A 25,650-nucleotide genomic window follows, 5' to 3' on the forward strand; every position below is an offset into this window, starting at 1 on the left:
CATGGTAGCAACAATGTTAACGGTGATGATTGTCTTATTAGCTCTTGGGTTTCCAATGATGATCCCTATGCTTGCAGCTTCAGTTGTCGTCATCATCTTTTTCCTGCCAAATGTTGATCCTATTTTTTTAGTTCAACAAATGATGGAGGGAATCTCGTCTTATGTGCTATTAGCGGTTCCGTTGTTTATCTTTGCAGCTGACATTATGTCAACAGGAAAAACATCGAAACGGCTATTAGATTTTGTGGGCTCGTTTGTGGGTCATGTTCGCGGAGGTTATGCCATTACAACTGCCGCAGCTTGTACATTGTTTGGGTCCATTTCAGGTTCTACCCAAGCAACGGTAGTAGCAATTGGTAAACCAATGAGAAAGCGCCTATTGTCAGTAGGTTACAAAGATTCAAGTGCGATTGCTTTAATCATTAATGCAAGTGATGTTGCACTGCTGATTCCGCCAAGTATTGGCATGATTATTTACGCATTAGCAGCACCTAACGTATCTGTCGGGGATCTATTTATCGCAGGTATAGGTCCTGGTATTTTAATCTTCATGATGTTTGCGATTTATAGCTACATCCATGCACGAATCTTCAATATTCCACTAGGTGAAAAATTGAGTTGGAAAGAGCGAGGGAAAACAACAGTTCGTGCCCTGTTCCCGCTTGGATTTCCAGTTATTATCGTCGGTGGGATCTATTTCGGTTATTTTAGTCCAACCGAAGCAGCTGGAATATCAGTATTATATGCGTTGATTTTAGAAGTTCTAATTTTTCGTTCGATTAAGATTTTTGATGTTCCAAAGATTGCTTTATCAACGGGACTTGTGACGGCAGCGGTCTTCATTTTAGTAGCCGCAGGTCAAGCATTTTCATGGTTGATCTCCTATGCTAGGATTCCTAGGCTGTTAACTGAGACCTTTATTCCTGCTGATCCAACAGCCTTACAAGTATTACTGATTGTGGCGATCTTCTTCTTTATCGGTTGTATGTTTGTTGATCCAATTGTTGTGATCTTGATTTTGACTCCAATTTTTTATCCTGTTGCTATTCAAGCAGGGGTAGACCCTATTCATTTAGGAGTTGTTATTGTATTCCAAGCAGCCTTAGGTTCAGCCACACCACCATTTGGAGTCGATATTTTTACCGCGAGTGCTGTGTTTAATAAGTCATACTTAGATGTTATTCGTGGAACACCGCCATACATTATCATGTTATTAATTGCTTCAGTATTGATCATATTATTTGAGGATATATCGCTATTCCTACTTCGGTTTATGTGATGATCCTTTCATAAATAGAACAAAAAAACAGGGGGTATTTGATGTTTTTTAAAAAGAGAAATGTGTTATCAATCGCAATGGCTTCTGCTCTAACGCTAGGACTTGTAGCATGTGGAAACGACGATGGAGGTTCTGACGAGGGTGGCGCAGATGGAGAAACTTATGACTGGCGCTTTGTAGTTGAGGAAACTGAGGGGCAAGTTCAGTATGAATATGCTCAAGAATTCGCTGAGCTATTAAATGAAAAGACGGACGGACAAGTAAATATTGACGTATATGACTTTGGATCACTTGGTAGTGAAGTTGACCAAGTTGAAGGTGTCCAACAAGGAATGTTTGAACTAGGCATTATTTCACCAGGCTTTACTGGCGGACTTGTTGCAGAAGGTCAAGTGTTCTCTCTACAATTCTTGTTCCCAGATGATCAAGAAGTGACACAAGAAATTTTAAATACGAGTGAGGCATTAAACACTCATTTAGTAGAGTTATACGAAGCGCAAAATTTAAAGCCACTTGCATTTATGTCAGAGGGGGCAATGCAATGGACGGGTAACCGTGAGCTTCGTACACCAGACGACTTTAATGGCTTTAAAATGCGTACTCAAAGCTCTCCTTTAATGCTTGAAACATATGGTGCTTATGGTGCAGATCCATCACCACTTAGCTGGTCGGAGCTTTATGTATCACTTGATCGTGGAGTAGTGGATGGACAAGAAAACCCAATCTTCTTCATTGAAGATGCTTCTTTCCATGAAGTTCAAGATCACATGACGATCTCAAACCACAATACGTATGTTGCGATGGTGACGATGAACCCTGGTCTCTATAATGATTTACCTGAAGATATCCGGAGCTCATTAGATGAGACTGTAGAAGAAATGCGTGATCGTGGATTTGAAATTCAAGACCAGTTAAATGAAGAGTTACTTGATTCAATTGTTAATGATACAGAGAATCCAACAGAAGTTATTGAATTAACAGAAGAAGAGCGTGAAGCGTTCCGCGATGTTCAATTACCAATCCGTGACTTCTTCCGTGATGAAATCATTGGAGACGAAGGCCGCGAAATGTTTGATCTTCTCTTAGAAGAAATTGCAGAGCATGAATAAGTAACAAGCAAAGAAGCTAGGACGTTATGTCCTAGCTTCTTCTTTATGGGCGTGATTAATGAACAGATAGAAAACCAATGATCATTAAGCTAATAGTCGAAGTTGCTCCTAAAATAGCTAGAATAAGAACTAGCTTCTTGAAAAGAATGATCTCCACAAAGCCCCTCGTTAGCTCGTCGACTATAAAAAAGGCTAAAGCGGCAAATACGGCAACATATCCTAAAGAGGAATCCCATAGTCCGAATAAAGCGACGAGTCCAACGTGAATGAAAAGAGAAACGAAACCACGTATTATTGAATTGGTCATGTGACGTGTTAGCATTTCAGCAAGAATGGATACTGGCAAGAGATAAAAAAGAATGCCTAAAATAGCAAATAAGGAAACAAAATACCATGCTTCAAAAAAGCCATTAAATTGTTCCCAGGAAGTGATGTAAGATGAGCCGATTAAGACCACTAGAAAAATAGTCAGGCTTGCTACTTGAAGTTTACGTTTGATCATTCGGATGTCCTTTCACTTGTTAGATAATTATATGAATATCCTATCACTCAAATTATTGCCAAACAATGATACAAGGTAAGGAGTAAAGAAATAGACAATATTAAGAGAATATAAAGGGTGAGTGATAAGGTTGAGTACAGGGTTTACATAGTGTTACATTTATATTGACTAGATCATGAGAAGGGGTTAAAGATGAGTCAGAGAAATCAATGGAATTTTAAAACATTATTTGAATTATTACTAATCTCCACAAAATTAGGTTTCACCTCTTTTGGTGGTCCTGTAGCACACTTAGGTTACTTCCATCAGGAATATGTCAGAAAGCGTAAATGGATGGATGAGAAAAGTTACGCAGACCTTGTTGCACTTGCTCAATTTTTACCTGGCCCAGCTAGTAGTCAGGTCGGTATTGGGATTGGGGTAGTGAGGGCTGGGGTCATAGGCGGCATCGTTTCTTTTATTGGCTTTACTCTTCCTTCGGTTATTGCGCTGATTTTGTTTGCTTTGCTTCTACAAAGTTTTGATATTGGAGATGCTGGATGGATTCATGGCTTGAAGATTGTGGCTGTCGTGGTCGTAGCCCATGCAATCTTAGGTATGGCTAAAAATCTGACTCCCGATGTGAAAAGGAAGACGATTGCCCTTCTTGCATTAATGGGGACGCTTCTATGGCAAACAGCTTTTACTCAAGTAGGAGTGATTTTAGTTGCTGCGTTGATTGGCTTTATCCTTTATAAAGATCATCAAGAAGTGGATGTAGCTAAAATGACTTTTCCGATCAGTAAACGTTTTGCCACCATCTGTTTAACGCTATTTTTTGGTTTATTAATCGTGTTGCCGATTTTCCGAGAAGTTACTGCTGTTGGCTGGGTCGCGATGTTTGATAGTTTTTACCGTGCAGGGTCACTCGTCTTTGGTGGAGGCCATGTTGTGTTACCACTTTTAGAACGGGAATTCGTGCCAACAGGTTGGGTAAGCGAAGAAGCCTTCCTCGCAGGGTACGGGGCTGCTCAAGCCGTGCCAGGGCCGTTGTTTACATTTGCTGCTTATCTTGGTGCAGTAATGAACGGTTGGCAAGGCGGATTGCTAGCAACCGTTGCGATTTTCTTACCAGCGTTTTTGCTTATTTTAGGTGCCCTACCGTTCTGGGATGCCTTGCGTCGTCATGATCAAGTCAGAGGAGCGTTAATGGGTGTAAATGCTGCTGTAGTTGGAATTTTGATCTCAGCTTTCTATCAACCTATATTTATAAGCTCGATCTTATCACCAGTCGATTTTGCTTTTGCTGCGCTATTGTTTACGATGCTTGTCTACTATAAGATGCCACCATGGATCATCGTAGTAACAGGAGCATTAGGTGGAGCACTTATGGCATTTTTATAAGGTGTATATTGGCTATTTTTTTGTAACACTTGAGTAAAGTCAGCTGGAAAATTAAATAAGTTTTTTGAAAATTAGGTTGACACGATTATTGATTAAATGTAAGATATGAATAATTAAATAGCCGAGAGATTTCTCGTTTTTAACTTCGAATAGGATAGGGACTTTAGCAGGCAGTTAATAAATCAATTTATTGGCTGAGTGAAAAAGTAACTCTTACATAGCGAAGGAAAAAATAAAATAAATCGGTATATTTCTTAACTAGAGGCGATTCTAGTTGAGGGATATACCGTTTTTTGTTATAGGAAAAGGGGAGGACTATGGAAAATAAAACAAAGGGCGGTCTTGAAGCAGAAATCAGTAAAGCCTTGACCCAATGGGAGAAAGATTATCTTGGTCGAGGATCTGTATCAGTTAAGACGGATATTTTGCGAGATATGATTATTGTAAACTTGCTTGGAATATTAACTCCTGCGGAATATTCCCTTTGTGAATCGAAAGAGGGAATGTTATCGATAAAAAGATTGAGAGCCCATTTAATTGAGTCTGGTAAAGACGGGCTAATGGAAATTATTCTGAAAATCACTGGTGAACAAGTGAAGAGCTTTCATACCGATATTAGTACAACTACAGGTGAGAGAGTAATGGTTTTCAAACTTTTTGGTAACTTTGAAAAGAAATTGATGGGAAAAGAATTATAGGAATGGGAGATCTTTAGAAGCCTATCTTGGTAGCTGAAGATAAACCGACAACTTTTAGAATTCATTAAAATGGATTCTGAAATTGTCGGTTTTTTTATTGTCAGAAAGGAGGAACATGTAATGTCTGAAATCATTATCGGGAATTTATTATCACCAGCAGTTCTCTTTTTCCTTTTAGGAATAATAGCAGCTATATGTAAATCAGATCTGAAATTCCCAAAAGGAATTAGTGAAGCGTTAAGTATTTATTTATTACTTGCTATTGGGATTAAAGGAGGGATTGAACTTTCGAAGTATTCGATTGAGGAGGTGTTTGTCCCTATTATAGGGGTTTTATTCTTAGGATTTAGTATCCCGATTTTTACCCTTTTAATCTTACGCTTTATCAAATTAGATTTAGAAAATTCAATTGGTTTAGCAGCTACTTATGGATCTGTGAGTATTGTTACGTACGGGGCGGCAGTGTCCTTCCTTGATAAAATTGGCACACCTTATGAAGGGTTCATGAATGCATTAGTTGCTCTAATGGAAAGTCCTGCCATCCTGCTATCCTTGATATTACTTAAGGTGCTAGAAAAGAACAAGCAGTTGGCAGGTATTTCACCTTCTCAAAGTATGGGAATCATTTCTTCTTCTCCTTGGATAGATAAAGAAGTAATTAAAGAAAGCCTCTTTGGAAAGAGTATCTTATTGTTAATTGGGAGTTTATTAATAGGGCTTGTACTTGGCGAAGGGGCTATCCCAATGGTGAAACCCCTATTTATTGATTTATATGGTAGTGTATTAATTTTATTTTTATTAAATATGGGGTTAATAGCGGGAGAGCGTATCCCTGAAGTGAAGAAGTATGGAGTGAAATTACTCTTATTTGGATTATTATCACCACTTTTGTTTGGGTCTTTAGGAGTTTTGGTTGGGACCTATGTAGGCCTTTCTCTAGGAGGTGCGACCTTAATGGGGGTACTAGCAGGAAGTGCTTCATATATTGCAGCTCCAGCAGCATTAAAGACGTCTGTACCAAACGCAAACCCTTCTATCTATTTAGGTTTGGCATTAGGCGTTACTTTCCCATTTAACTTAATCGTCGGAATACCCATTTATTATGAAATGGCTAAATTCATGCAATAAGAGGAGGAACATGAAGATGAAACGTACAGTGGTAGAAAAAAAAGCGTTAGTCATCACTAGTCTACAAGGAGATTTGGATCCAACCATTCTATTAATAACTAAGAGAAAGCCTGAAGATTTAATGATCATCAATACTTTTGGAGGTCTAATTTCTCAACCTTATGGATGTATAATTAGGAGTATAATAATGGCAGCTTATTACGAAAATATAAAAGAAATTTATGTAATAGGTGAGGAAACTAGTCATGAACATGCTGTTAATGCTAAAGATCTTTTAAAGAAAATTAGTGATTCGGGGATTACTGAAAAAACGATCGAAACACTCGATTATATTAAAGTTGTCGAAAAAAATATCGAAACGTGGTTAATTGGGCCGCAGGATATTAAAGAGATTATTAAGAAAAATATAGAGCTTATCCAAAAACATCCTCTAATACCCCAATCAATAAATGTGTTTGGCTTTATAACGAATAGTGAAGCTAAAGAGTTTACAGCTATAAAATGAAGCGAGCTACCTCCTGGGAGGTAGCTCGTTTTTTTATGGTTTAGCCTAAGCTGCAGTCGTCGATACTGCCTTATTTTTTCTTCGCATCATTGACATCAGAACAACACCTAACGAAAAGAGAACAAACACGCCTCCAACAGTGGCATTCATTTCGACTGACGATTGCTCAATGACAATTCCGCCGACCATCGAACCAAAGGCAATTCCAAAGTGAAGAGCTGAGTTATTCAGACTTTGCTGAATATCAGATGTCTCAGGAGCTGTTTCAATCAAATAGCTTTGAATAGCTGGGGTAATTGCCCAGCTTAACATGCTCCAAATCACCATCACAATAAGGAATAGTGGAAGGACGGACGTAGTATATGGGATTGTGAAAATGGAAATTGCGAATACGATAATGACACCGACGATCGTTGGTTTTGTACCGTAGCGGTCAGAGAGCATACCACCGACACCACCTCCAATTATCGCTGCAATTCCAAAGATTAAGTACATGATACTAATCCACGTGCCATCCATGCCCATCGTCATCCTTAAGAATGGCGTTAGATAAGCATATAACGTTAAATGTCCAGCTAGAAAAAGAAATGAAGTTAATTGAATCAATAAGATTTTTCGGTTTTTTAAAGTTTGTAGTTGTTTCTTAATAGAGATACCCGGCTTAGGTTGGATGCGATCCATTAAGAAGTAAACGCCAATAAAGGACAAGGCAGCTAAAGCTGTAATCATAATAAATGGCGCTCTCCACCCAAAGGCGTTTCCTAACATCAGTCCTGCAGGGACACCTAGAACTAAGGAAGCACTAATCCCCATAAAAACAATTCCAATTGCTCGAGCTCGGTATTGCTCTGTAACGATATTCGAAGCAATCGTAACACATAAAGCAATTAATAAAGCTCCACTCATCGCAGAAATAACTCTTGCAATAAGTAACATCATATAACCAGTACTTAATACGGCGAGCAGGTTGGCAAAAAAGAAGACAACTAATGCAATTAACGTGAGTTTCTTTCTTTCCATTTTTGCAGTAGCGGTTAATAAGATCGGCCCAAATATTGCAAACACAAGCGAGAAGATTGAAATAAGCATTCCGACTTGGCCGAGCGTCACGCCTAAGTCAGAAGCAACTAAATCGAGAATCCCACCTAAAATTAATTCTACTAATCCAACAACGAATGAAACAATCGTTAATAAGTATACTCGTTTATCCATGAAAACACCTCTTTATATAGTTACCACTAGAAGGGTAACATTAAAAAAGAAAAGAAACAAGAACAAATTTAATCAAGTATATGAGTGTGCTATGATAAACATAATGAAGGTAGAAGGGGAATCAATCATGCTCCAACAATTTGGTTTTACACAATATGAAAGTCAAGTTTACACGTCACTGATTACAGTGAATCAACCTCTAGATGCTACAGCGATTGTGAAGCGTTCAGGTGTACCACGATCAAAAGTATATGAAGTGCTGAGTCGCTTAAGTGAAAAAGGTATGGTTCTTGAAGCCACTGTAGAAAAAAAGCGGCTTTATAACGCATTGCCACTAGAATCAATGATTGAAAAATTAAAAGCGGACTTTGAATCGAATATTGAGGAGTTGCGGAAGATTGAAGTGGAGGAAGTAACGACCGATGATCGAGTCTGGATGCTAAAAGAAAATCAATCGATTCAATCTCTAATCTTAGAATTATCTGAGAAGGCTGAGGAATCGATCTATATATCCGGTTGGGCGGATGATCTTGTACATTACCTATCTACTTTAGAAGAGAAATATGAAGCGGGAGTAGAGGTAACCATTCATGCAATTGGAGAAATACACACTTCGATCCAGGCCGTTTCTACCTTAATTCCAGATCAACAACATAATACATTAGAAAGAAGTAGAATTTTAATTGTTGATCAAAAAGAAATGGTATTTGCAGGTATTGAAGAAGCAAGCTGGCAAGCCATTCGTACACAGTCGCCACCTTTGGTTAAGTTTTTTACTGAATTTTTCTATCATGATGTGGCATTAACGAAGATCACTCAACGGTACAAAGAAACCGTTATGGCAGACCAAGATATTAGAGAAATTTTATTAAAATTACGCTATTAATGATCAGCACTCAGGAAATAGACTGAGTGTTTTTCTTTATCGCTTTATCACATGAAAGAAATGCATTGACAACGATATTAGTAGAATGATAATGTATACGTATGTTTTAGTTCATTAGTGATTTAATTAGATAAAGGATTAGGAGTTGATTACGATGAATGCAGTGTTATTAGCAGTCATCGTCATGCTTGTTTTAAGTTTAGTGCGTGTGCATGTAGTCCTTGCCTTAACCATTGGAGCGTTAATTGGTGGGTTTGTAGGGGGACTTGGGCTTGAGCAAACGGTGGCGGTGTTTAGTGATGGTTTAGGAGGCAGTGCAACTGTCGCATTGAGTTATGCATTACTTGGTGCATTTGCTGTAGCCATTGCAAGAACAGGTTTGCCAGATGTCATGGTAAACACAGTGATAAAATTTGTTGGTCGTGAGGGAGATACAGAGAAACAGGTCTTATCTAAGGTCCTTATTTTCTTTTCTATACTGATCATTTCTTGCTTCTCTCAAAATGTGATTCCAATTCATATTGCTTTTATTCCGATTTTAATTCCGCCGATTTTGAAGGTACTTAATCGATTAGGCGTCGACCGTCGAGCGATTGCCACCATTATTACATTTGGATTAACGGCACCTTACATTTTCTTACCATTTGGTTTCGGTGCTATTTTCCACGGAATTGTTGCCGATAATATGGCTGAAAGTGGTCTTGCTATTGATCTTGGAGATATTCCAGTGGCAATGGCGATTCCTACAGCAGGGCTTGTTCTCGGTTTAATCGTCGCTGTATTTGTTACCTACCGTAAACGTCGTAGCTATGAGGATCGTCCAATTGTTGGAGAAGCGATTGAGCAAACACCTTATACGACATGGTCTATAACAGCTGCTATTTTAGCAGTCCTTGCTACACTAGTTGTACAACGCATTTCTGACTCAATGATTATTGCTGGGTTAGCAGGAATTGTAATCTTACTAGTGAGTGGCGCGCTTAAATGGAAGGAAGCAGATGATGTTGTAACAAACGGTATGAAGATGATGGCTTTCATCGGATTCGTTATGCTTGCCGCTTCAGGATTTGCTGCTGTCATTCGTGAAACAGGTCATGTTGAATTATTAGTCGATCAAGTTTCAGGTATTTTAGGAGATAGTAAGGGAGTGGCAGCTCTTCTAATGCTTATCGTTGGCTTGTTCATTACGATGGGTATTGGTTCATCTTTCTCCACAGTACCAATCATCGCCACATTATTCGTTCCACTAGGACTAGCAGTTGGCTTTAGTCCGCTCGCTATTATTGCTTTAATTGGGACAGCAGGAGCACTTGGTGATGCCGGTGCACCAGCTTCTGATAGTACGCTTGGACCAACAGCTGGTTTAAATGCAGATGGGCAACATAATCACATTTGGGATACATGTGTACCAACTTTCTTACACTTTAATATTCCGCTTCTCATATTTGGATGGGTTGCTGCAATGATCTTATAAGACGCTAAAACCCCCTCGGGTCGAGGGGGTTTTAACTTTTATGAAGCTAATTTTTTTTGAAGAGGATTGGAATTTTTATTAACAGTATGATAAATCCTTGAAGCTAATACAGCGGCAAAAATAGTGAAAATTATATCTTTAATCAACGGTGTAACCATCCACGCCCAAGCCATGCGGTATGTGATCGCATCAAGTTCTGCGATGAATTGATAAGCAAAATACATATAGTTTGTGCCGAATACATAGTTTATTGTAAGGCCAATAAAGCAGGCAATCATAAAGGTTGAAACAGACTTTTTACTACTTGCTTCAATGATCTTACCAACTACAAAAGCAAGAATAATAAATGAGATCAAGAAACCAAAAGTAGGGCTAACGAGTGAGCTTAAGCCACCACGGAATTGAGCAAATACGGGAAAGCCAGCTAGTCCAATAAGAAGATAGATAAGCATAGAAAGAGCTCCACGTCTGCTTCCAAGTAAGGCACCGGCTAGAGTGGCAAATAAAGTTTGGAGGGTTATAGGAACCCCACCAATTACTAAAAAAGATGTTACATTGGCTCCAATAGCCATTAAAGCTGCAAACATTGGAATTAATACAAGTTCAATTGTGCTGAAATAACGAGTACGTCCTGACATATGTCCACCTCTTATTGTAATATAGTTAACAATAGAATAATCTGAACATTACTCTTTGTCAACGTCATTTATATGGATGGTTTACAGAGAGGTTTATATTATGCTAGTAGGAAGAGAAATGGTATAATGGAAAATGTTTGATTTACAGACTTGAAAGGGGATTTTCTCATGGTTAATCAACCAGCTGGATTTTGGATCCGTTTTGGTGCTTCGATTTTAGATGGTCTTTTGCTTGGGTTAGTAGGAATAATTATTGCAGCAATTTTAAATTTCTCAGAAACTGGTCAGCTTATCTTTGATACCATTGTACAATTAGGTTACCTATTGATTCTGCCAGTGTTATGGTATGGTTACACGATTGGAAAGAGAATCTGCGGAATTCGCATTGTGAGAATGGATGGGAGTAATGTAGGATTTGGTACGATGCTTTTAAGAGTACTTGTAGCGGGCTTTGTTTACGTCATTACACTAGGAATTGCCTATATCGTATCTGCTTTCATGGTAGGGCTTAGAAAAGATAAGCGTAGCATTCACGATATCTTAGCAAACACGTATGTGACGTATCAAAAAGCAGACAGCAACGATAATCCATACCAAATAGAAAACTAAGATATTAGAAAAGGCATTAACCACAAGATGGTTAATGCCTTTTTCTCAGAGATATAGCTTACTTAACTGCATCTTTAAGCTGTTTACCAGCTTTAAATGCTGGTGTTTTAGTTGCTGGGATATCAATCTCTTCGCCTGTTTGCGGGTTGCGGCCTTTTCTTGCAGCACGCTCGCGGACTTCGAAGTTTCCAAAGCCGATTAATTGTACAGTATCACCTTTTGACATCGTTTCTGAGATGACGTCAAATACCTCATTTACTGCATTTCCAGCATCTTTTTTGGATAACTGCGTACGTTCAGCTACTTCATTAATTAGTTCTGTTTTATTCATTTTCTCTCAACTCCTCTAAATTCATCGTCCTGCCAATCTGATACAAGCATTGACTGTTTTGAAATTTTTATACATGTTTTTAGTGAATGGTTATTATTTCTGTATCCTTGCCTCTTTTTTCTGATGAAAGATTGTTGCATTGATCTCGCCACCCACAATAATGATCAGGCCAGTGAGGAAAAACCAAAGCATCAAAATAATCACTCCACCTAAACTTCCATAAGTAGCAGAGTAGTTCCCGAAGTTTGTCACGTAAAAAGAAAAAGCAAGAGAAATAATTTGCCACCCTATAGTAGCACTTAATGCCCCAATTATGACATGTCTAAACTTCAATTTCACATTTGGTGCTGCCCAATACAAAAACATAAGCACAAGTGTCATTAAAACAATCCCGATAATCCAGCGTAACAAATTGAGAAATTCAGCTGTTTCAGGTGGTACGGCAAAGAAATATTCCATGCCATTAATGATTAGCTTACCGAATACAGGGAGAAGCAGGGTGGTTACAACAACAAAGATCATACAAAGAGTGAGCAAAACCGATAGCAATCGTAACGATAGGAAGTTCCTCGTTTCCTCAATGTTATACGCTCTATTAATAGCCCGGATCAGTGCATTAATACCATTTGAAGCAGACCACATAGCTGCTAACACACCGAATGAGAGTAATCCACCTTGAGGTTGACTGATGACTTCTAATATCGTTGAACCAAATAATTCAGCCAAGTCACTTGGTACGTAGTCATATATGATTTGATAGACTTGGTCGATATTTAATTGAAAATATGGGAGGAGCGCAATCATAAAAATGAGAAGGGGAAAAATGGATAGCATGAAATAATAAGCGAATGTTGCTGCCCAGTCAGGAATTGGGTCTGTCTTTAATTGCTCCATAAATTGGTTCATAAATGAGTTTTTTTTCATAGTAGGATCCCTTCTTGTAGGAGTCGGGTTAACATTGTTATCTCTGCTCTATTAATTTTCGCTTAGTATTCATTATTCCCCTGCTTAACCCTAGTCAAAACCATGTATAATAAATACTTGGATACAAATGAAAGGGAAGGGGTTTGAAAAATGAGTCGTACGAAATTTTTACTAAGGACTTCTGCTATTTATGCGTTGATTGGTACCTTTATGGGTTCACATATGGCGGGGGCAGGATCGATGTTGCTTAGAGCAATCCATGCTCATATTTTAGTGGTAGGGTGGCTCTCATTATTTGCTTTTGCTATTTTCTACCGTGTTTATCCAATTCCAAAGAACTCTAAGTTAGCAACGGTTCAAGTATGGACTGCTTTTATAGGGGCGTTTGGACTAACAAGTGGGATGTACATTTACTACATCAAACCTGATTTTATTCCTGAAATCGTTCAGCTATTGTTCTACATTATTGGAGGAACGGTCTTGGTTGTAAGTTTTATCTTATTTGCAGTAATGACGTTTGTTCATAGCAAAGGAATGACGGATAAAGAATGAAAACATATATTGCACAGGAACCAAAATTACTTTGGACGATTCTCTTTTTTATGGCTATGACCTACGCCTATGCCCTTGATGGTCCTTCTGAATACTTGGCTTATGTAGGGATGGCAGTTAGTTTAGCCGCGCTTACGACACGCTATCACTTAACAGTCTCTGAGGATACGCTTTCGATGAAGGTGAAAGTAGTCGGAGTCACGCTCCGCCATAAAAAAATCGAAGCTAAAGAGATAAGCAAGGTGCACCAAATTATCGCCGGTACAAAGGTCATTTTTATTATGAGTGGGAATAAAGGTGAAGAAATGAAACTACATCGTTTTAAGCCGGATTCATTTGAGCAGGAAATAGAGAGGTTTGTTACACATCATCAATTAACAATCAAACAAACCGTGACAAAACCAAGAAAAGAAGAATGATATAATCAGAAAATTTACGCAAATCCTTAGACATCTTCATTCTCATTCGTTATACTTTAGTCAATTGCTAAAAGGAGCAAATGAGGAGGAGTTATAGGTTATGCCAACTGTTGAAAGTTTTGAGTTAGATCATACCATTGTAAAAGCACCTTTTGTTCGTCATTGTGGAAAACATGATGTGGGGACGGATGGCGAAATAAATAAGTTCGATATTCGTTTTTTTCAGCCTAATAAGCAAGCGATGAAGCCAGACGTGATCCACACGATGGAGCATTTACTTGCCCTTAATATTCGTCGGTTTGCAGAAGACTATGATCATTTTGATGTCATTGATCTTTCTCCAATGGGGTGTCAGACTGGTTTTTATTTAATTATGAACGGAGCACCATCCGTTGATGAAATCATTGATGTACTCGAGAAAACAATGAAGTACTCAAAAGAGCTAGAAGAAGTTCCTGCTGCTACAGAAAAGCAATGTGGACAAGCGAAACTTCATGACTTAAAAGGTGCAAAGAAATTAATGGAGTATTGGCTAGAACAAGATAAAGCAAATTTAAGAGAAGTGTTTGCTTAAACCAAAAGAGCATGGGGGAAATCCTCATGCTTTTTTGTGTTGGGTGGAGTGAGAGCGCATTCAAAAAAAGATTGACTGATACAATGTAAAGCTTTACACTAATTTTATCAAACAAAATGTAAAGCTTTACATTTTTGAGGGGAATGAAAAAAGAGATGGATTATAAACAGATTGCAAGTGAGATCTTAGAAGCAATTGGTGGTAAGGAAAATGTATCTGCCGCAGCTCATTGTGCCACAAGATTACGCCTTGTATTAAAAGACGAATCTCTCGTTGATGAAAAAAAGCTAGAAGAGATTGATGCAGTGAAAGGTACCTTTTCCACAGCTGGTCAATATCAAATTATTATTGGGGCCGGTACTGTTAATAATGTGCACCGTGAGTTTGTTCAGTTGACTGGAATTGAAGAGATGTCGAAAGATGAAGTGAAAGCTGAAGGAAATAAAAAGATGAATCCAATTCAGCGTTTTGTGAAAATGCTTTCTGATATTTTTGTTCCGATTATACCAGCCATCGTGGCTGGGGGTTTATTAATGGGTATTCACAATTTATTAACATCAGAGGATTTATTCTTTGATGGGCAATCAATCATTGATGTTTATCCACAAATTGCTGACTTAGCAGCCATGGTTAATACTTTTGCGAATGCAGCCTTCGTTTTCTTACCGGTATTAATAGGATTTTCTGCAGCCAAACGATTTGGTGGGAATGCATATTTAGGTGCAGCAATGGGGATGATCATGGTTCACCCAGATCTATTAAATGGATGGGGCTATGGTGGTGCAGTGGTAGATGGAGAGATTCCTGTATGGAATATCCTTGGTTTTGAAATTGAGAAAATTGGTTATCAAGGCACGGTTTTGCCAGTATTGGCAGCAGCCTTTATTTTAGCAAAAGTTGAACAATTCTTTAGACGTGTTGTGCCGTCTGCATTAGATAATTTACTAACACCGTTATTAACAATCTTTATCACGGGTGTTCTTACATTTACAGTTGTAGGTCCCTTGATGAGGCAGAGTGGACATTTAGTAACGGATGGACTTGTCTTTTTATATGAAACAGCAGGGTTCGTAGGTGGTGGATTGTTTGGTCTTTTGTATGCGCCAATTGTCATTACGGGGATGCATCATAGTTTCATTGCAGTCGAAACACAATTACTAGCTGATATTGCAAGAACAGGTGGATCTTTTGTCTTTCCAGTTGCAGCCATGTCGAATGTGGCACAAGGGGCTGCTGCTCTTGCAGTTATTGTTGTAACAGCTAATGCAAAAATGAAAAGCATCGCTTCTGCTTCAGGTATTTCGGCATTACTCGGTATTACAGAGCCAGCGATGTTTGGAGTGAATTTAAAACTGCGGTACCCATTTTATGCAGCCATTATTGGAGCTGGTGTATCTTCTGCCTATGTAACTTTAATGAAAGTATTATCAATCGCATTGGGGCCAGCCGGATTACCTGGCGTTATTGCCATCCGTCCTGACTCAATGATGCATTTTTTAATTGGATTAGCGATTGCGTTTGCCGTCTCATTTGCAATGACGATTGTATTAGCAAAACGTGCTGCGAAAAAGGAAGCTAAAGCAGCTTAAACATCTTAAAGAGTGAGGGTTAAGTTATGACATGGTCAAGGGAAGAACGATATCGTAAATACCGGGATGTGAGTGAAAAGGAAAGAATGCTTTTGAAGAAAAAAGTAAATGCATGTCCTTGGAGGCAGTCTTTTCATATTCAACCACCAACAGGTTTGTTAAATGATCCAAATGGTTTTGCTTATTTTAACGGCGAATATCATTTATTCTATCAGTGGTTTCCACACGGGCCCGTCCATGGCTTAAAACATTGGTATCATGTAACGTCTACAGATATGGTCAATTGGCAGAATAAAGGGTTAGCCATAGAACCAAATGAATTTTATGAAAGTCATGGAGCTTTTTCAGGAAGTGGAATTGTTGAGCAGGGAGATTTGTACCTTTTTTATACGGGCAACACTCGTGATGAGGAATGGCATCGACATCCCTACCAATGTATGGCGAAAATAACGAAAGAAAATGAGCTAGTGAAAGCTGCATGTCCAATCATCTCTTCTCCTCCTAAGGGGTATACTGAGCATGTAAGAGACCCGAAAGTGTGGAAGACTGGCTCTCTATTTTACATGATTATTGGTGCACAGAGAGAAGATAAGATTGGATGTGTCTTACTTTATCAATCAAGGGATTTAAAAGAGTGGGAGTTTCTAGGTGAGGTAATCACGAAACTAGATGCCTTCGGTTATATGTGGGAATGTCCTGATTACATTGAATTAGATCAGAAAGGTATACTTATTTTTTCTCCTCAAGGGATTGAAGCAGAGGGAGATCTCTACAATAATATCTATCAATCAGGGTATCTCGTTGGGTCGCCATTAAATACATCCACAAAGAAATTTGACCATGGTCCATTTCAAGAATTAGATCGAGGATTTGACTTTTATGCCCCTCAAACCACTCTTTCTAAAGATGGTAGAAGAATCATGATCGGGTGGATGGGGCTTCCTGAAATGAATTACCCTACAGATGAAAATGGATGGGCCCATTGCTTAACTTTGCCAAGAGAACTTGTATTAAAGGATGAAAAATTGATCCAAAGACCAGTTAGAGAATTAGCCTCCCTACGTAGTAACCAAGAAGAGGTGGCAGACCAACTATTGAATGAAAGAAAGAGTTACCCTCACATTTATGGTACTACTTATGAGTTGGAAGTAGAGTTTGAAGTAGGAACGAGTGATGTTGTTGGTATCGAATTCCGATCTAGTGAAAATGAAAAAACAATTGTACACTATAATCATCTAACCAAAAAAATAACACTTGATCGAAGTGAATCTGGTAAAGAAGTGGGTACTGCGTATGGTACTAAGAGGGCAGTAGGGTACGATGGGGAGAGCATTACTTTTCAATTGTTTGTCGATGTATCCTCTTGTGAAGTGTTTATAAATGATGGCGATGAAGTATTCACATCACGCATCTTCCCTTCAAATTGTAGTACGGGTATTCAATTTTTTGCACAAGGCGGACAAGCTTCGTTTCAGGCTAAGAAATGGGATTTATCAATGAGATGATTGGCCCATTGTGGGGTGTTCAACTTGCAAAAAGATATTAATATTAGTGAAGTGGCAAAGAAAGCAGGTGTTTCGATTGCGACCGTTTCAAGAGTGTTTAATAACTCAGGTCGTGTCAAAGAAAGCACTCGTAAAAAAATTCAAGCGATTATTGAAGAAACAGGCTACAGACCAAATGTTTTAGCCAGAGAATTGGCGGAGAAAAAAACACATTTAATCGGAATGATTGTTCATAGTCTGACAGGAGAAGGTTTGCCTAGAGCGATTAACGGGGTCAATCAAGTATTAGATGAAAATGGATATAACCTATTAATTGCTTGTTCTGAAGGAAGCTTTGAGAAAGAAAAAAAACACTTTGAGTTATTCAGACTAAAACGAGTAGATGGGATCATATTTGCTACGCGTCAATTTAAGCCAGAACACGCTGAATGGATTAAAAAGCTACCTATACCAGTTGTAGTGTTGCTGCAAGATACACAAGAGCAGGAGATCCCATTTGTGGCGTTTGATAATAAGCGATTTGCAAAAGAAGCTACTAAAACGTTGCTCGAACAAGGTCATCAAGCTGTCGCCTATTTAGGTGGCCCAGAGAACTCTGTTAACTCTGCTGAAAGAAAATCAGGTGTAGAAGAAGCGTTAGGGGAAATAAAGCTTCAATTGGATCGTGAGTTAATCGGACAAGGAAATTACTTGATCGAGAGCGGGTACAATGAGATGGAAAAAATCATTCAAAAAGGAAAGAGGTTTGATTCGGTCATTGCTGTTAATGATGGTATGGCAATTGGAGCATTAAATTGTCTACAAGACCATGGCTTTAACATTCCAAATGATGTATCGGTCCTCGGATTAGATGATACGGTGCTCACCCAAGCTTCTAGGTTAAAACTATCAGGTGTTCATTATTCTTATACAGACCTTGGTAGGCAGGGAGCGGATATGTTGCTCAGACAAATTGGTCAAGAAGAGATATCATTTGAGAAAATAATGATTCCTTTTGAGGTGAAGCTACGCGAAACAGTAAAGCATAAAGAGAAAGGATGAGTGAAGTAATGAGTAAGCAATGGTGGAAAGAGAGTGTCGTCTATCAAATTTACCCTCGAAGTTTTAATGATAGTAATGGGGATGGTATTGGTGATATTCAAGGGATTATTTCTAAATTAGATTACCTAACAGAACTAGGAATTGATGTAGTTTGGCTCTCACCGGTCTATCAATCACCAAATGATGATAATGGCTATGATATAAGTGATTACGAAGCGATTATGGCTGACTTTGGAACAATGGCTGATTGGGATCAGTTGTTAGAAGAAATGCATACACGAGGGTTGAAACTCGTGATGGACTTGGTGGTTAACCATTCTTCAGATGAACATGATTGGTTCATTGAATCAAGAAAGTCAAAAGAAAACGCATATCGTGACTATTATATTTGGAGACCTGGTCAAGACGGTAAACCTCCAACTGACTGGATCGCTTCTTTTGGTGGGTCTGCTTGGCAATATGATGAGGAGACAGACGAGTATTTCTTACATATGTTTTCAAAAAAACAACCAGATCTCAACTGGGAAAACGAGAAGGTTCGAAAAGATGTTTATGAAATGATGTGTTTTTGGTTGGATAAGGGTGTAGATGGTTTCCGGATGGACGTCATCAATATGATCTCTAAAAAAGAGATTTTACCAACTTATGAGGAATTCCAAGCTGGCTATGCAAAGGCTGAACCGTATCAATTTAATTTACCAGGTGTGCATGATTACTTACGTGAAATGAATGAGGAAGTGTTATCAAAATACGATATCATGACCGTTGGAGAATGCCCGAAAGTGACACCAAGTGAAGCAAAAAAATATACAGCAGAACATAGACAAGAGCTAGATATGGTTTTTCAATTTGAACATATGGGCCTTGATAAATATAAAGGTAAGAGTAAGTGGGAGCTTAAGACGCTCGACCTTCGGGACTTAAAAGCGAATCTTTCAAAGTGGCAAAATGAGTTAGAGAATGACGGGTGGAATAGCTTATATTGGTGTAACCATGACCAGCCTCGAATTGTGTCTCGTTTTGGTGATGATGGTAAATATCACCGTGAATCAGCAACGATGCTTGCCACACTTTTGCATATGATGAAAGGAACACCATATATTTATCAGGGTGAAGAAATTGGGATGACAAATTGTCATTTTGACTCAATTGACGATTACCGTGATATCGAAACGCTTAATTACTATCAAGAGATGGTAGGGGAACATGGAAAGGTTCCTAATGACATTATGCCTTCCATCTATGCGAAAAGCCGTGATAACGCGAGGACCCCGATGCAATGGAATTCAAGTTCAGAAGCAGGATTTACAACCGGTACCCCGTGGATAAAGGTGAATCCGAATTATAAAAAGATTAACGTAGAGAATGCTTTAGCAGATGAGAATTCTATTTTTCATTACTATAAGAAATTAATCAAGCTAAGAAGGCAGCATGATGTGATGGTATATGGATCCTATACCTTGCTAGCTGAAGACCACCCAGCTGTATTTGCTTATGAACGAGAACTAGATGGCGAGAAGCTTCTTGTTTTATGTAATTTTTACGGTGAGAGTACAAGCTTCAGTCTAAAAGGTATGAATCCTAAACAAGTGCTAATTAGTAATTACGAAGCAGAACTTCCAACAGACGATCAACTAGAGCTAAAACCGTATGAAGCGATTGTTTATCAAATGAATTAAAAGTCCAATCGTGCAGCATATGAGCTAACCATTGTTAGTTCATGTGCTTTTTTTATTTGTACCAAACTAAAGGTGTGAATGTGGTAAGATTTAATATGAAATCGATAGCTTTAGCTAACATATAAATAAACTAGAATGAGAGATTAGGAGGAGGTTTATAAAATGTTTAATCAACAAGAAATAGATGCAATCTATAAAGTCATCGCCACACGTCGTGATGTCCGGACATTTTTAACAAATCCTGTAGAAGAAGAAAAAATTCAAAACATCATTGAAGCAGGTCATCAAGGACCATCCGTTGGCTTTATGCAGCCTTGGAACTTTATCGTGGTGAAAAGTGATGAAGTAAAAGAAAAGCTAGCGTGGGCAGCTGATAAAGAACGTCGTGCCCTAGCAATCCACTATGAAAATAAAGATGAACGGCATCAGAAGTTTTTATCATTGAAAATTGAAGGATTGAAGCAAGCGCCTGTAACGATTTGTGTGACATGTGACCCCACTCGTGGTGGCTCTCATGTATTAGGACGTAATTCTATCCCAGAGACGGATATCCTCTCAACGGCATGTGCCATCCAAAACATGTGGCTAGCTGCTACTGCTGAAGGGCTTGCTCTTGGTTGGGTCAGTTTCTATAAGAAAAACGATATTCGTGATATTTTAAATATTCCACCGCATATCGAGCCGCTTGCGCTCTTGTCGATCGGTTATACAGATCATTATCCAGATAAACCCATTCTTCAATCATCAGGGTGGGAGAAGCGCCGAGAGTTAGAGAGCTTGATTTTTAATGAGAAGTGGGATTCTAAACAAGAAGGTTAATAAAAGAGTTTGAGCTCTCAACAGAGGACTCAAACTCTTTTTTGATTATAAAGGTAAATCTAAATCAACAGAAGGTGTAATATCCGCCTTGGATACATCTCTCATCATATGAAGAGCTTTAGTATTAGCTTCTGGTGTGTTAGAAGCGGAGCAATCACTTGGTACAAAGATACGGTAATCATGCATATAGGCGTCATTTGCCGTGAATTGAACGCACATGTCTCCTGCTGCTCCTGTTAATATTAACGTATCGACATTAAGGTGTTCTAACAATAGGTTAAGAGGCGTCGCAAAGAAGCCTGAAAACTTTGGTTTCAGTACAAAATAATCATTATCTTCATCGGGACGTAGCAATTCAACAATAGGTCTACCCTTTACATCATTATCAAGGCAATGAGTAACAAGGCGAGGGAAGTCAGACTGCCATTTGCCATAATTGTCATTTACATAGATGACAGGAATATTTGCTTTATGTGCTCGTTCTTTTAAAGCTGCAATATTTTTAGCAGCAGGCAAAGCATGTTTAATGAGAAGCTCTGAATCTTCAAACTCAAAATCGCTAATCATATCTATAATTAATAACGCCGTATTTTTGTTAGAGGAATTTGAAAGTTCCATTGTATAGCACCCCTTAAAAGTAGATTTATTCAGAATTTTATGTGAAACGCGTATCGTCATTTAGCTAATATGTTATGATAAACAAAATTACAACAATCCATGCGCGTTTTTCGCGAAAGGAGATAGAGAGAGATGGAGAGCAAGGCAATTGAACTTTTACGAATTATAGAAGGAAATGGACGCGTTTCCATTCCAACCTTAGCTAAAATGGTAGACGCTACTGAAGAAGATGTAAAGAGATTACTACAGAAGCTAGAGGATGATCACATTATTTTAAGTTATTCTGCGGTAATTGATTGGAGTAAGGTTGATCTAAATGAAGGTGTTACAGCAATGATCGATGTAAAGGTCACACCTCAACGTGGGGTAGGATTTGATCAAGTTGCTGAGAGAATTTATCGTTTTCCAGAAGTGAAGGCATTGTATTTGATGTCTGGGGCTTATGACTTATCAGTTGTTATAGAAGGACAGACGATGTCAGAGATTGCACGTTTTGTCTCAGAGAAATTATCGACAGTGGAATCCGTTTTGTCAACAACTACTCATTTTCAATTAAAAAAATATAAGCATGATGGGGTCGTCTTTGGAGAAGGAGAAGCAGATCGCCGAATTGTGGTGACGCCATGACCACAAAACAATTAAACAAACGTTTATCTAAAAAAGTTCAATCGATTCAACCTTCTGGAATTCGACGTTTTTTTGATTTGGCATCCAGTATGGATAATATTATTTCGCTTGGTGTCGGAGAACCTGATTTCGTCACACCGTGGAATGTACGTGAAGCTAGTATTTCCTCAATGGAACGTGGATTCACTGCATATTCTGCAAACGCTGGAATTATCGAGTTACGAGAAGCGATTGCTCATTACATGAGCTCGCGATTCGCTGCAGACTATGACCCTGAAACAGAAATTTTGGTTACGGTAGGAGCGAGTGAAGCGATTGATGTCGGTATGCGCGCAATCCTTGATGAAGGTGATGAGGTTATCGTTGTGGAACCGAGCTTTGTTTCATATGCTCCGCTCGTTTCAATGGCAGGAGGCGTTCCGATCGCAGTAGGGACGAACATTGATACTGACTTTAAAGTAACCGCCGCACAACTAGAAGCTGCCATTACAAGCCGGACGAAAGCGATGATGCTCTGTTTTCCGAACAACCCAACAGGATCAACTATGAATAGAGAAGAGCTAAAAGCGATTGCGGAATTAGCAGAACGCCACGACCTTCTTGTCTTTTCCGATGAAATCTACGCAGAGTTAACTTATGATGAAAAGCATGTTTGTTTTTCAAGTCTTGAAGGAATGAAGGAGCGAACCGTTATTATTTCAGGGTTTTCAAAAGCATTTGCGATGACAGGCTGGCGTCTTGGGTTTGTATGTGCTCCGCCAGATCTCTTAAGTGCCATGCTGAAAATCCATCAGTATAGCTTAATGTGCGCGCCGACAATGGCTCAATACGGTGCACTAGAAGCGTTGAAAACAGGCATGGATGAAGTGTATCGTATGAAGCAGTCTTATAAGCAACGTCGAAACTACTTTATCAAATCATTTGCTGAAATAGGTCTTACTTGTCATACGCCAGGTGGTGCGTTTTATGCGTTCCCATCTATTGAAAAGACCGGTCTATCGTCTGAACAATTCGCTGAAAAATTATTGATGGAAGAACGGGTAGCGGTCGTCCCAGGTCATGTTTTTGGTTCAGGGGGCGAAGGTCATATTCGTTGCTCCTATGCAACCTCGATGGATAACCTTGAACAATCGGTAGAAAGAATAGGACGATTTTTGAAGCGATTTTAAGTAAGGATGCACACTTCGTTATTAGAAGTGTGCATTTTTAATAGCGAAAACAAAAAAAGGAGGCAAGAGCATGGCGCCCTTGCCTCAATTATGGGGGAATACGATTGTAATACTCATTATCACCAATGGATATAATTTTAAACATCAATTCTATAAAATAATTAAATTTGTTTTCAGAAATGAAAAAAGGTAAGATTTCCTCAAGAGATACATTTCAAAAATGACATGAAAAAGCACGAAAGGAAGTCGACTAATGTTACTTGGAAAAATAAAAAAAGAGAACCCGCTTATTCATTGTATGACAAATGTTGTGGTGACTAATTTTACAGCAAATGGTCTACTTGCGTTAGGTGCGTCACCAGTAATGGCCTATGCAAAAGAAGAGGTAGCTGATCTTGCGGCCATAGCAGGAGGCCTTCTGTTAAACATTGGAACCTTATCAACTGACGAAGTAGAAGCAATGATCTTAGCGGGGAAGGCAGCAAATAAAAATCATGTTCCCGTGGTACTAGATCCTGTTGGAGCTGGAGCTACTTCCTTTCGCACTGAAGTGTGTTTAGATCTTTTAAATAGAGTAGATGTCACCGTTTTGAGGGGGAATGCAGGGGAGATCGCTTCTCTCGTCGGTGTGAAAGCGACTATGAAGGGTGTTGACGGAGCCATAGAAGGTGATACGATAGAACTTGCGAAACATGCTGCGAAGAAATTTTCGTGTGTAACGATTGTAACCGGTGAAATGGATGTCATAACAGACGGTCATCATGTGCATACCATTTACAACGGACATCCGTGGTTAACGAAAGTCGTTGGGACAGGCTGCTTATTAGGGGCGGTTGTTGCAGCATTTGTTTCGGTATCAAAAAAGGATATCGAAGAAGCTTGTGTCGATGCGGTCGCTTATTATGGAATAGCAAGTGAACGTGCATTTGCCGAGACGAACGAAGAAGGCATTGGTTCTTTCCAACAAGCATTTCTTAATCATTTAAATAAGATGACGGATTTAGATATAAAGCAGTTAAAACGAACAGAAAAATAATTTTTAATGAGAGTAGGCTAACTAATGACAGGAACGTTTCAAATCGACGGGTTGCCGTCCATTTATCAAGAGGCATTATTAAAAATCGGTGTAACTGAACCAACCGATATTCAAGCTAAAATGATCCCGGAAGCAATAGCGGGACAATCAATTATCGCTCGCTCACAAACAGGAACAGGGAAAACACTTGCTTTTCTTTTGCCTACATTAGCAAAAATCAATGAAGATGAAAAAGGATTGCAAGCCTTAATCCTTGCTCCCACTCAAGAGCTTGCTATGCAGATTGTTGAAGTAGCTCGAGGGCTTACTGAGAATGCACCAATTGAAATTGGTTCATTTATTGGTGGGGCAAATGTAAAACGCCAATTAGAACGTTTGAAGAAGAAAAAGCCACAGCTTGCAGTAGGTACACCAGGACGTGTCCTTGAGCTAGTGGAGATGAAAAAGTTAAAATTACATGATTTAAAAGTAGTAGCAGTTGATGAAGCGGATCGAATGATGGGTGAGAAACCTTCTTGGGAGGCGTTTACTGAGATTGCAAAAAGAGTTGGACGAGATCGTCAGTTTCTATTTGTATCGGCAACACTGCCTAAAGATTTTGCAGATCAAATTTCTGCATTCGCTCCGTTCACTGTAGAAATGGAAGCAGAGGGTGGCTTGTTAGTTGATCATGTGAAGCATTTGTTCGTACGAGTGGAAGCGAGAGAACGTGTAGATATGGCTCGCAAAGTGATTCATGCTGAAAAGGTTGAAAGAGGAATTGTGTTTGTAAATCAGCTTGAAAAATTAGCTGAGACAACTGAGAAGCTTGTCTACCGTAAAATTAAAGCCGCTTCCCTTTCTTCTGATAGTACGAAACAAGAGCGCGAAAAGGCTTTAAACCAGTTCCGCAAAGGGGATATCCACATCTTAGTAGCAACGGATTTAGCTGCACGTGGACTAGATGTCGACGATGTTACACATATCATTCAAGTGGACCCACCTGCAAGTCCTGATAGTTATCTGCACAGAGCAGGTCGAACAGGAAGAATTGGGAAAGAAGGTACTGTCGTAACGTTTATTGAACGAAAAGATGAATACAAGGTAGAAAAGTATAAAAGAGAGTTAGGGATAGAACTTGAAGAGCGTTTTGTCGTAGGAGGTTCCCTAACTGACGTGAAGCCAAAATCCAGTAGACGTTAATTCTCAAACTAAAGCCACCTGGAAGATATTTGAGGTGGCTTTTAGGGTGTTAAAATGTTTGCGAATGAAGGTAGATCATACAGGCTATTTTACGGATTCACACAAACCTGTTAAAATAGACTGAAAAGCTAAAGAAAAGTTAAAATATTTTTAAATGATCTT

General features: G+C 38.9%; 27 protein-coding genes. 21 read left to right on the top strand and 6 right to left on the bottom strand.

Annotation, left to right across the window (positions count from 1 at the left end; translation table 11 throughout):
• Position 1: 1 nt before the first annotated feature.
• The gene (locus AB3N04_RS14455) at positions 2-1,279 is read left to right on the top strand and encodes a TRAP transporter large permease (RefSeq protein ID WP_368503411.1); all 1,278 of its coding nucleotides are present in this window, start codon (positions 2-4) and stop codon (positions 1,277-1,279) included.
• A gap of 41 nt (positions 1,280-1,320) precedes the next feature.
• Positions 1,321-2,388 carry a TRAP transporter substrate-binding protein DctP gene (gene dctP / locus AB3N04_RS14460; protein WP_368503412.1) on the top strand — a complete coding sequence of 356 codons (1,068 nt, stop codon included), beginning with the start codon at positions 1,321-1,323 and terminating at the stop codon, positions 2,386-2,388.
• 55 nt (positions 2,389-2,443) lie between these two features.
• On the opposite strand, the gene AB3N04_RS14465 is transcribed toward dctP, so the two are convergent.
• Positions 2,444-2,890 (bottom strand): hypothetical protein, encoded by a 447-nt coding sequence (locus tag AB3N04_RS14465; RefSeq protein WP_368503413.1) that lies wholly within the window; start codon positions 2,888-2,890, stop codon positions 2,444-2,446.
• A 192-nt stretch (positions 2,891-3,082) separates the two neighbouring features.
• On the opposite strand from AB3N04_RS14465, the gene chrA reads away from it, so the two are divergent.
• From chrA to AB3N04_RS14485, 4 genes are all read left to right on the top strand, one after another.
• Positions 3,083-4,273: a chromate efflux transporter gene (gene chrA, locus AB3N04_RS14470; RefSeq protein WP_368503414.1), complete on the top strand. Its 1,191-nt coding sequence runs from the start codon at positions 3,083-3,085 to the stop codon at positions 4,271-4,273.
• A 317-nt stretch (positions 4,274-4,590) separates the two neighbouring features.
• Positions 4,591-4,971 carry a DUF2294 domain-containing protein gene (locus tag AB3N04_RS14475; protein ID WP_368503415.1) on the top strand — a complete coding sequence of 127 codons (381 nt, stop codon included), beginning with the start codon at positions 4,591-4,593 and terminating at the stop codon, positions 4,969-4,971.
• Positions 4,972-5,091: 120 nt separating this feature from the next.
• Positions 5,092-6,099 (top strand): sodium-dependent bicarbonate transport family permease, encoded by a 1,008-nt coding sequence (locus AB3N04_RS14480; RefSeq protein ID WP_368503416.1) that lies wholly within the window; start codon positions 5,092-5,094, stop codon positions 6,097-6,099.
• Positions 6,100-6,115: 16 nt separating this feature from the next.
• On the top strand, positions 6,116-6,604 hold the full coding sequence (locus AB3N04_RS14485; RefSeq protein ID WP_368503417.1) for a hypothetical protein: 489 nt from the start codon (positions 6,116-6,118) through the stop codon (positions 6,602-6,604).
• Positions 6,605-6,649: 45 nt separating this feature from the next.
• Here AB3N04_RS14485 and AB3N04_RS14490 read toward each other — a convergent pair whose 3' ends face one another.
• Complete coding sequence (locus tag AB3N04_RS14490; protein ID WP_368503418.1) at positions 6,650-7,816, bottom strand: MFS transporter; 1,167 nt, start codon at positions 7,814-7,816, stop codon at positions 6,650-6,652.
• 127 nt (positions 7,817-7,943) lie between these two features.
• Between AB3N04_RS14490 and AB3N04_RS14495 the strand changes: the two genes are divergently transcribed.
• Positions 7,944-8,702: a TrmB family transcriptional regulator gene (locus tag AB3N04_RS14495; protein ID WP_368503419.1), complete on the top strand. Its 759-nt coding sequence runs from the start codon at positions 7,944-7,946 to the stop codon at positions 8,700-8,702.
• Between the two features lie 154 nt (positions 8,703-8,856).
• Positions 8,857-10,176, top strand: coding sequence for a Na+/H+ antiporter family protein (locus AB3N04_RS14500; protein ID WP_368503420.1), 1,320 nt, complete (start codon positions 8,857-8,859; stop codon positions 10,174-10,176).
• A gap of 38 nt (positions 10,177-10,214) precedes the next feature.
• Here AB3N04_RS14500 and AB3N04_RS14505 read toward each other — a convergent pair whose 3' ends face one another.
• Positions 10,215-10,814, bottom strand: a complete 600-nt coding sequence (locus AB3N04_RS14505; protein ID WP_368503421.1) for a biotin transporter BioY — start codon at positions 10,812-10,814, stop codon at positions 10,215-10,217.
• 168 nt (positions 10,815-10,982) lie between these two features.
• Between AB3N04_RS14505 and AB3N04_RS14510 the strand changes: the two genes are divergently transcribed.
• On the top strand, positions 10,983-11,423 hold the full coding sequence (locus AB3N04_RS14510) for an RDD family protein (RefSeq protein ID WP_368503422.1): 441 nt from the start codon (positions 10,983-10,985) through the stop codon (positions 11,421-11,423).
• Between the two features lie 58 nt (positions 11,424-11,481).
• Here the strand turns inward: AB3N04_RS14510 and AB3N04_RS14515 are convergent, their stop codons facing one another.
• The gene (locus tag AB3N04_RS14515) at positions 11,482-11,754 is read right to left on the bottom strand and encodes an HU family DNA-binding protein (protein WP_317121358.1); all 273 of its coding nucleotides are present in this window, start codon (positions 11,752-11,754) and stop codon (positions 11,482-11,484) included.
• Between the two features lie 93 nt (positions 11,755-11,847).
• Complete coding sequence (locus AB3N04_RS14520; protein ID WP_368503423.1) at positions 11,848-12,678, bottom strand: YihY/virulence factor BrkB family protein; 831 nt, start codon at positions 12,676-12,678, stop codon at positions 11,848-11,850.
• Between the two features lie 150 nt (positions 12,679-12,828).
• Here AB3N04_RS14520 and AB3N04_RS14525 point away from each other — a divergent pair, with 150 nt between their 5' ends.
• The 8 genes from AB3N04_RS14525 (at position 12,829) to bluB (ending at position 20,856) form a co-directional block, all read left to right on the top strand.
• Complete coding sequence (locus tag AB3N04_RS14525) at positions 12,829-13,230, top strand: hypothetical protein (RefSeq protein WP_368503424.1); 402 nt, start codon at positions 12,829-12,831, stop codon at positions 13,228-13,230.
• The gene (locus tag AB3N04_RS14530) at positions 13,227-13,649 is read left to right on the top strand and encodes a hypothetical protein (RefSeq protein ID WP_368503425.1); all 423 of its coding nucleotides are present in this window, start codon (positions 13,227-13,229) and stop codon (positions 13,647-13,649) included. Before AB3N04_RS14525 ends, AB3N04_RS14530 begins: the two co-directional genes overlap by 4 nt.
• Before the next feature lie 100 nt (positions 13,650-13,749).
• On the top strand, positions 13,750-14,223 hold the full coding sequence (locus tag AB3N04_RS14535) for an S-ribosylhomocysteine lyase (protein ID WP_368503426.1): 474 nt from the start codon (positions 13,750-13,752) through the stop codon (positions 14,221-14,223).
• Between the two features lie 155 nt (positions 14,224-14,378).
• Positions 14,379-15,812: a sucrose-specific PTS transporter subunit IIBC gene (locus AB3N04_RS14540; RefSeq protein WP_368503427.1), complete on the top strand. Its 1,434-nt coding sequence runs from the start codon at positions 14,379-14,381 to the stop codon at positions 15,810-15,812.
• A gap of 26 nt (positions 15,813-15,838) precedes the next feature.
• On the top strand, positions 15,839-17,317 hold the full coding sequence (locus AB3N04_RS14545; RefSeq protein ID WP_368503428.1) for a glycoside hydrolase family 32 protein: 1,479 nt from the start codon (positions 15,839-15,841) through the stop codon (positions 17,315-17,317).
• Positions 17,318-17,341: 24 nt separating this feature from the next.
• Positions 17,342-18,358 carry a LacI family DNA-binding transcriptional regulator gene (locus AB3N04_RS14550; RefSeq protein ID WP_368503429.1) on the top strand — a complete coding sequence of 339 codons (1,017 nt, stop codon included), beginning with the start codon at positions 17,342-17,344 and terminating at the stop codon, positions 18,356-18,358.
• 8 nt (positions 18,359-18,366) lie between these two features.
• The gene (locus AB3N04_RS14555; protein WP_368503430.1) at positions 18,367-20,037 is read left to right on the top strand and encodes an alpha-glucosidase; all 1,671 of its coding nucleotides are present in this window, start codon (positions 18,367-18,369) and stop codon (positions 20,035-20,037) included.
• Between the two features lie 162 nt (positions 20,038-20,199).
• The gene (gene bluB / locus AB3N04_RS14560) at positions 20,200-20,856 is read left to right on the top strand and encodes a 5,6-dimethylbenzimidazole synthase (protein ID WP_368503431.1); all 657 of its coding nucleotides are present in this window, start codon (positions 20,200-20,202) and stop codon (positions 20,854-20,856) included.
• Positions 20,857-20,901: 45 nt separating this feature from the next.
• On the opposite strand, the gene AB3N04_RS14565 is transcribed toward bluB, so the two are convergent.
• Positions 20,902-21,474 carry a cysteine hydrolase family protein gene (locus tag AB3N04_RS14565; RefSeq protein ID WP_368503432.1) on the bottom strand — a complete coding sequence of 191 codons (573 nt, stop codon included), beginning with the start codon at positions 21,472-21,474 and terminating at the stop codon, positions 20,902-20,904.
• A 132-nt stretch (positions 21,475-21,606) separates the two neighbouring features.
• On the opposite strand from AB3N04_RS14565, the gene AB3N04_RS14570 reads away from it, so the two are divergent.
• From AB3N04_RS14570 to AB3N04_RS14585, 4 genes are all read left to right on the top strand, one after another.
• Entirely contained in the window at positions 21,607-22,101 is a 495-nt protein-coding gene (locus AB3N04_RS14570) for an Lrp/AsnC family transcriptional regulator (RefSeq protein WP_368503433.1), read from the top strand.
• Complete coding sequence (locus tag AB3N04_RS14575) at positions 22,098-23,270, top strand: aminotransferase (protein WP_368503434.1); 1,173 nt, start codon at positions 22,098-22,100, stop codon at positions 23,268-23,270. The genes AB3N04_RS14570 and AB3N04_RS14575 overlap by 4 nt, the downstream gene beginning before the upstream one ends.
• Positions 23,271-23,523: 253 nt before the next feature.
• A complete protein-coding gene (gene thiM / locus AB3N04_RS14580) occupies positions 23,524-24,306 on the top strand; it encodes a hydroxyethylthiazole kinase (RefSeq protein WP_368503435.1) in 783 nt (260 codons plus the stop codon).
• 24 nt (positions 24,307-24,330) lie between these two features.
• Positions 24,331-25,488, top strand: a complete 1,158-nt coding sequence (locus tag AB3N04_RS14585; protein ID WP_368503436.1) for a DEAD/DEAH box helicase — start codon at positions 24,331-24,333, stop codon at positions 25,486-25,488.
• Positions 25,489-25,650 lie beyond the last annotated feature (162 nt).

Source organism: Alkalihalophilus sp. As8PL (assembly GCF_040939795.1).
GTDB lineage: Bacteria > Bacillota > Bacilli > Bacillales > Bacillaceae_D > Alkalihalophilus > Alkalihalophilus lindianensis.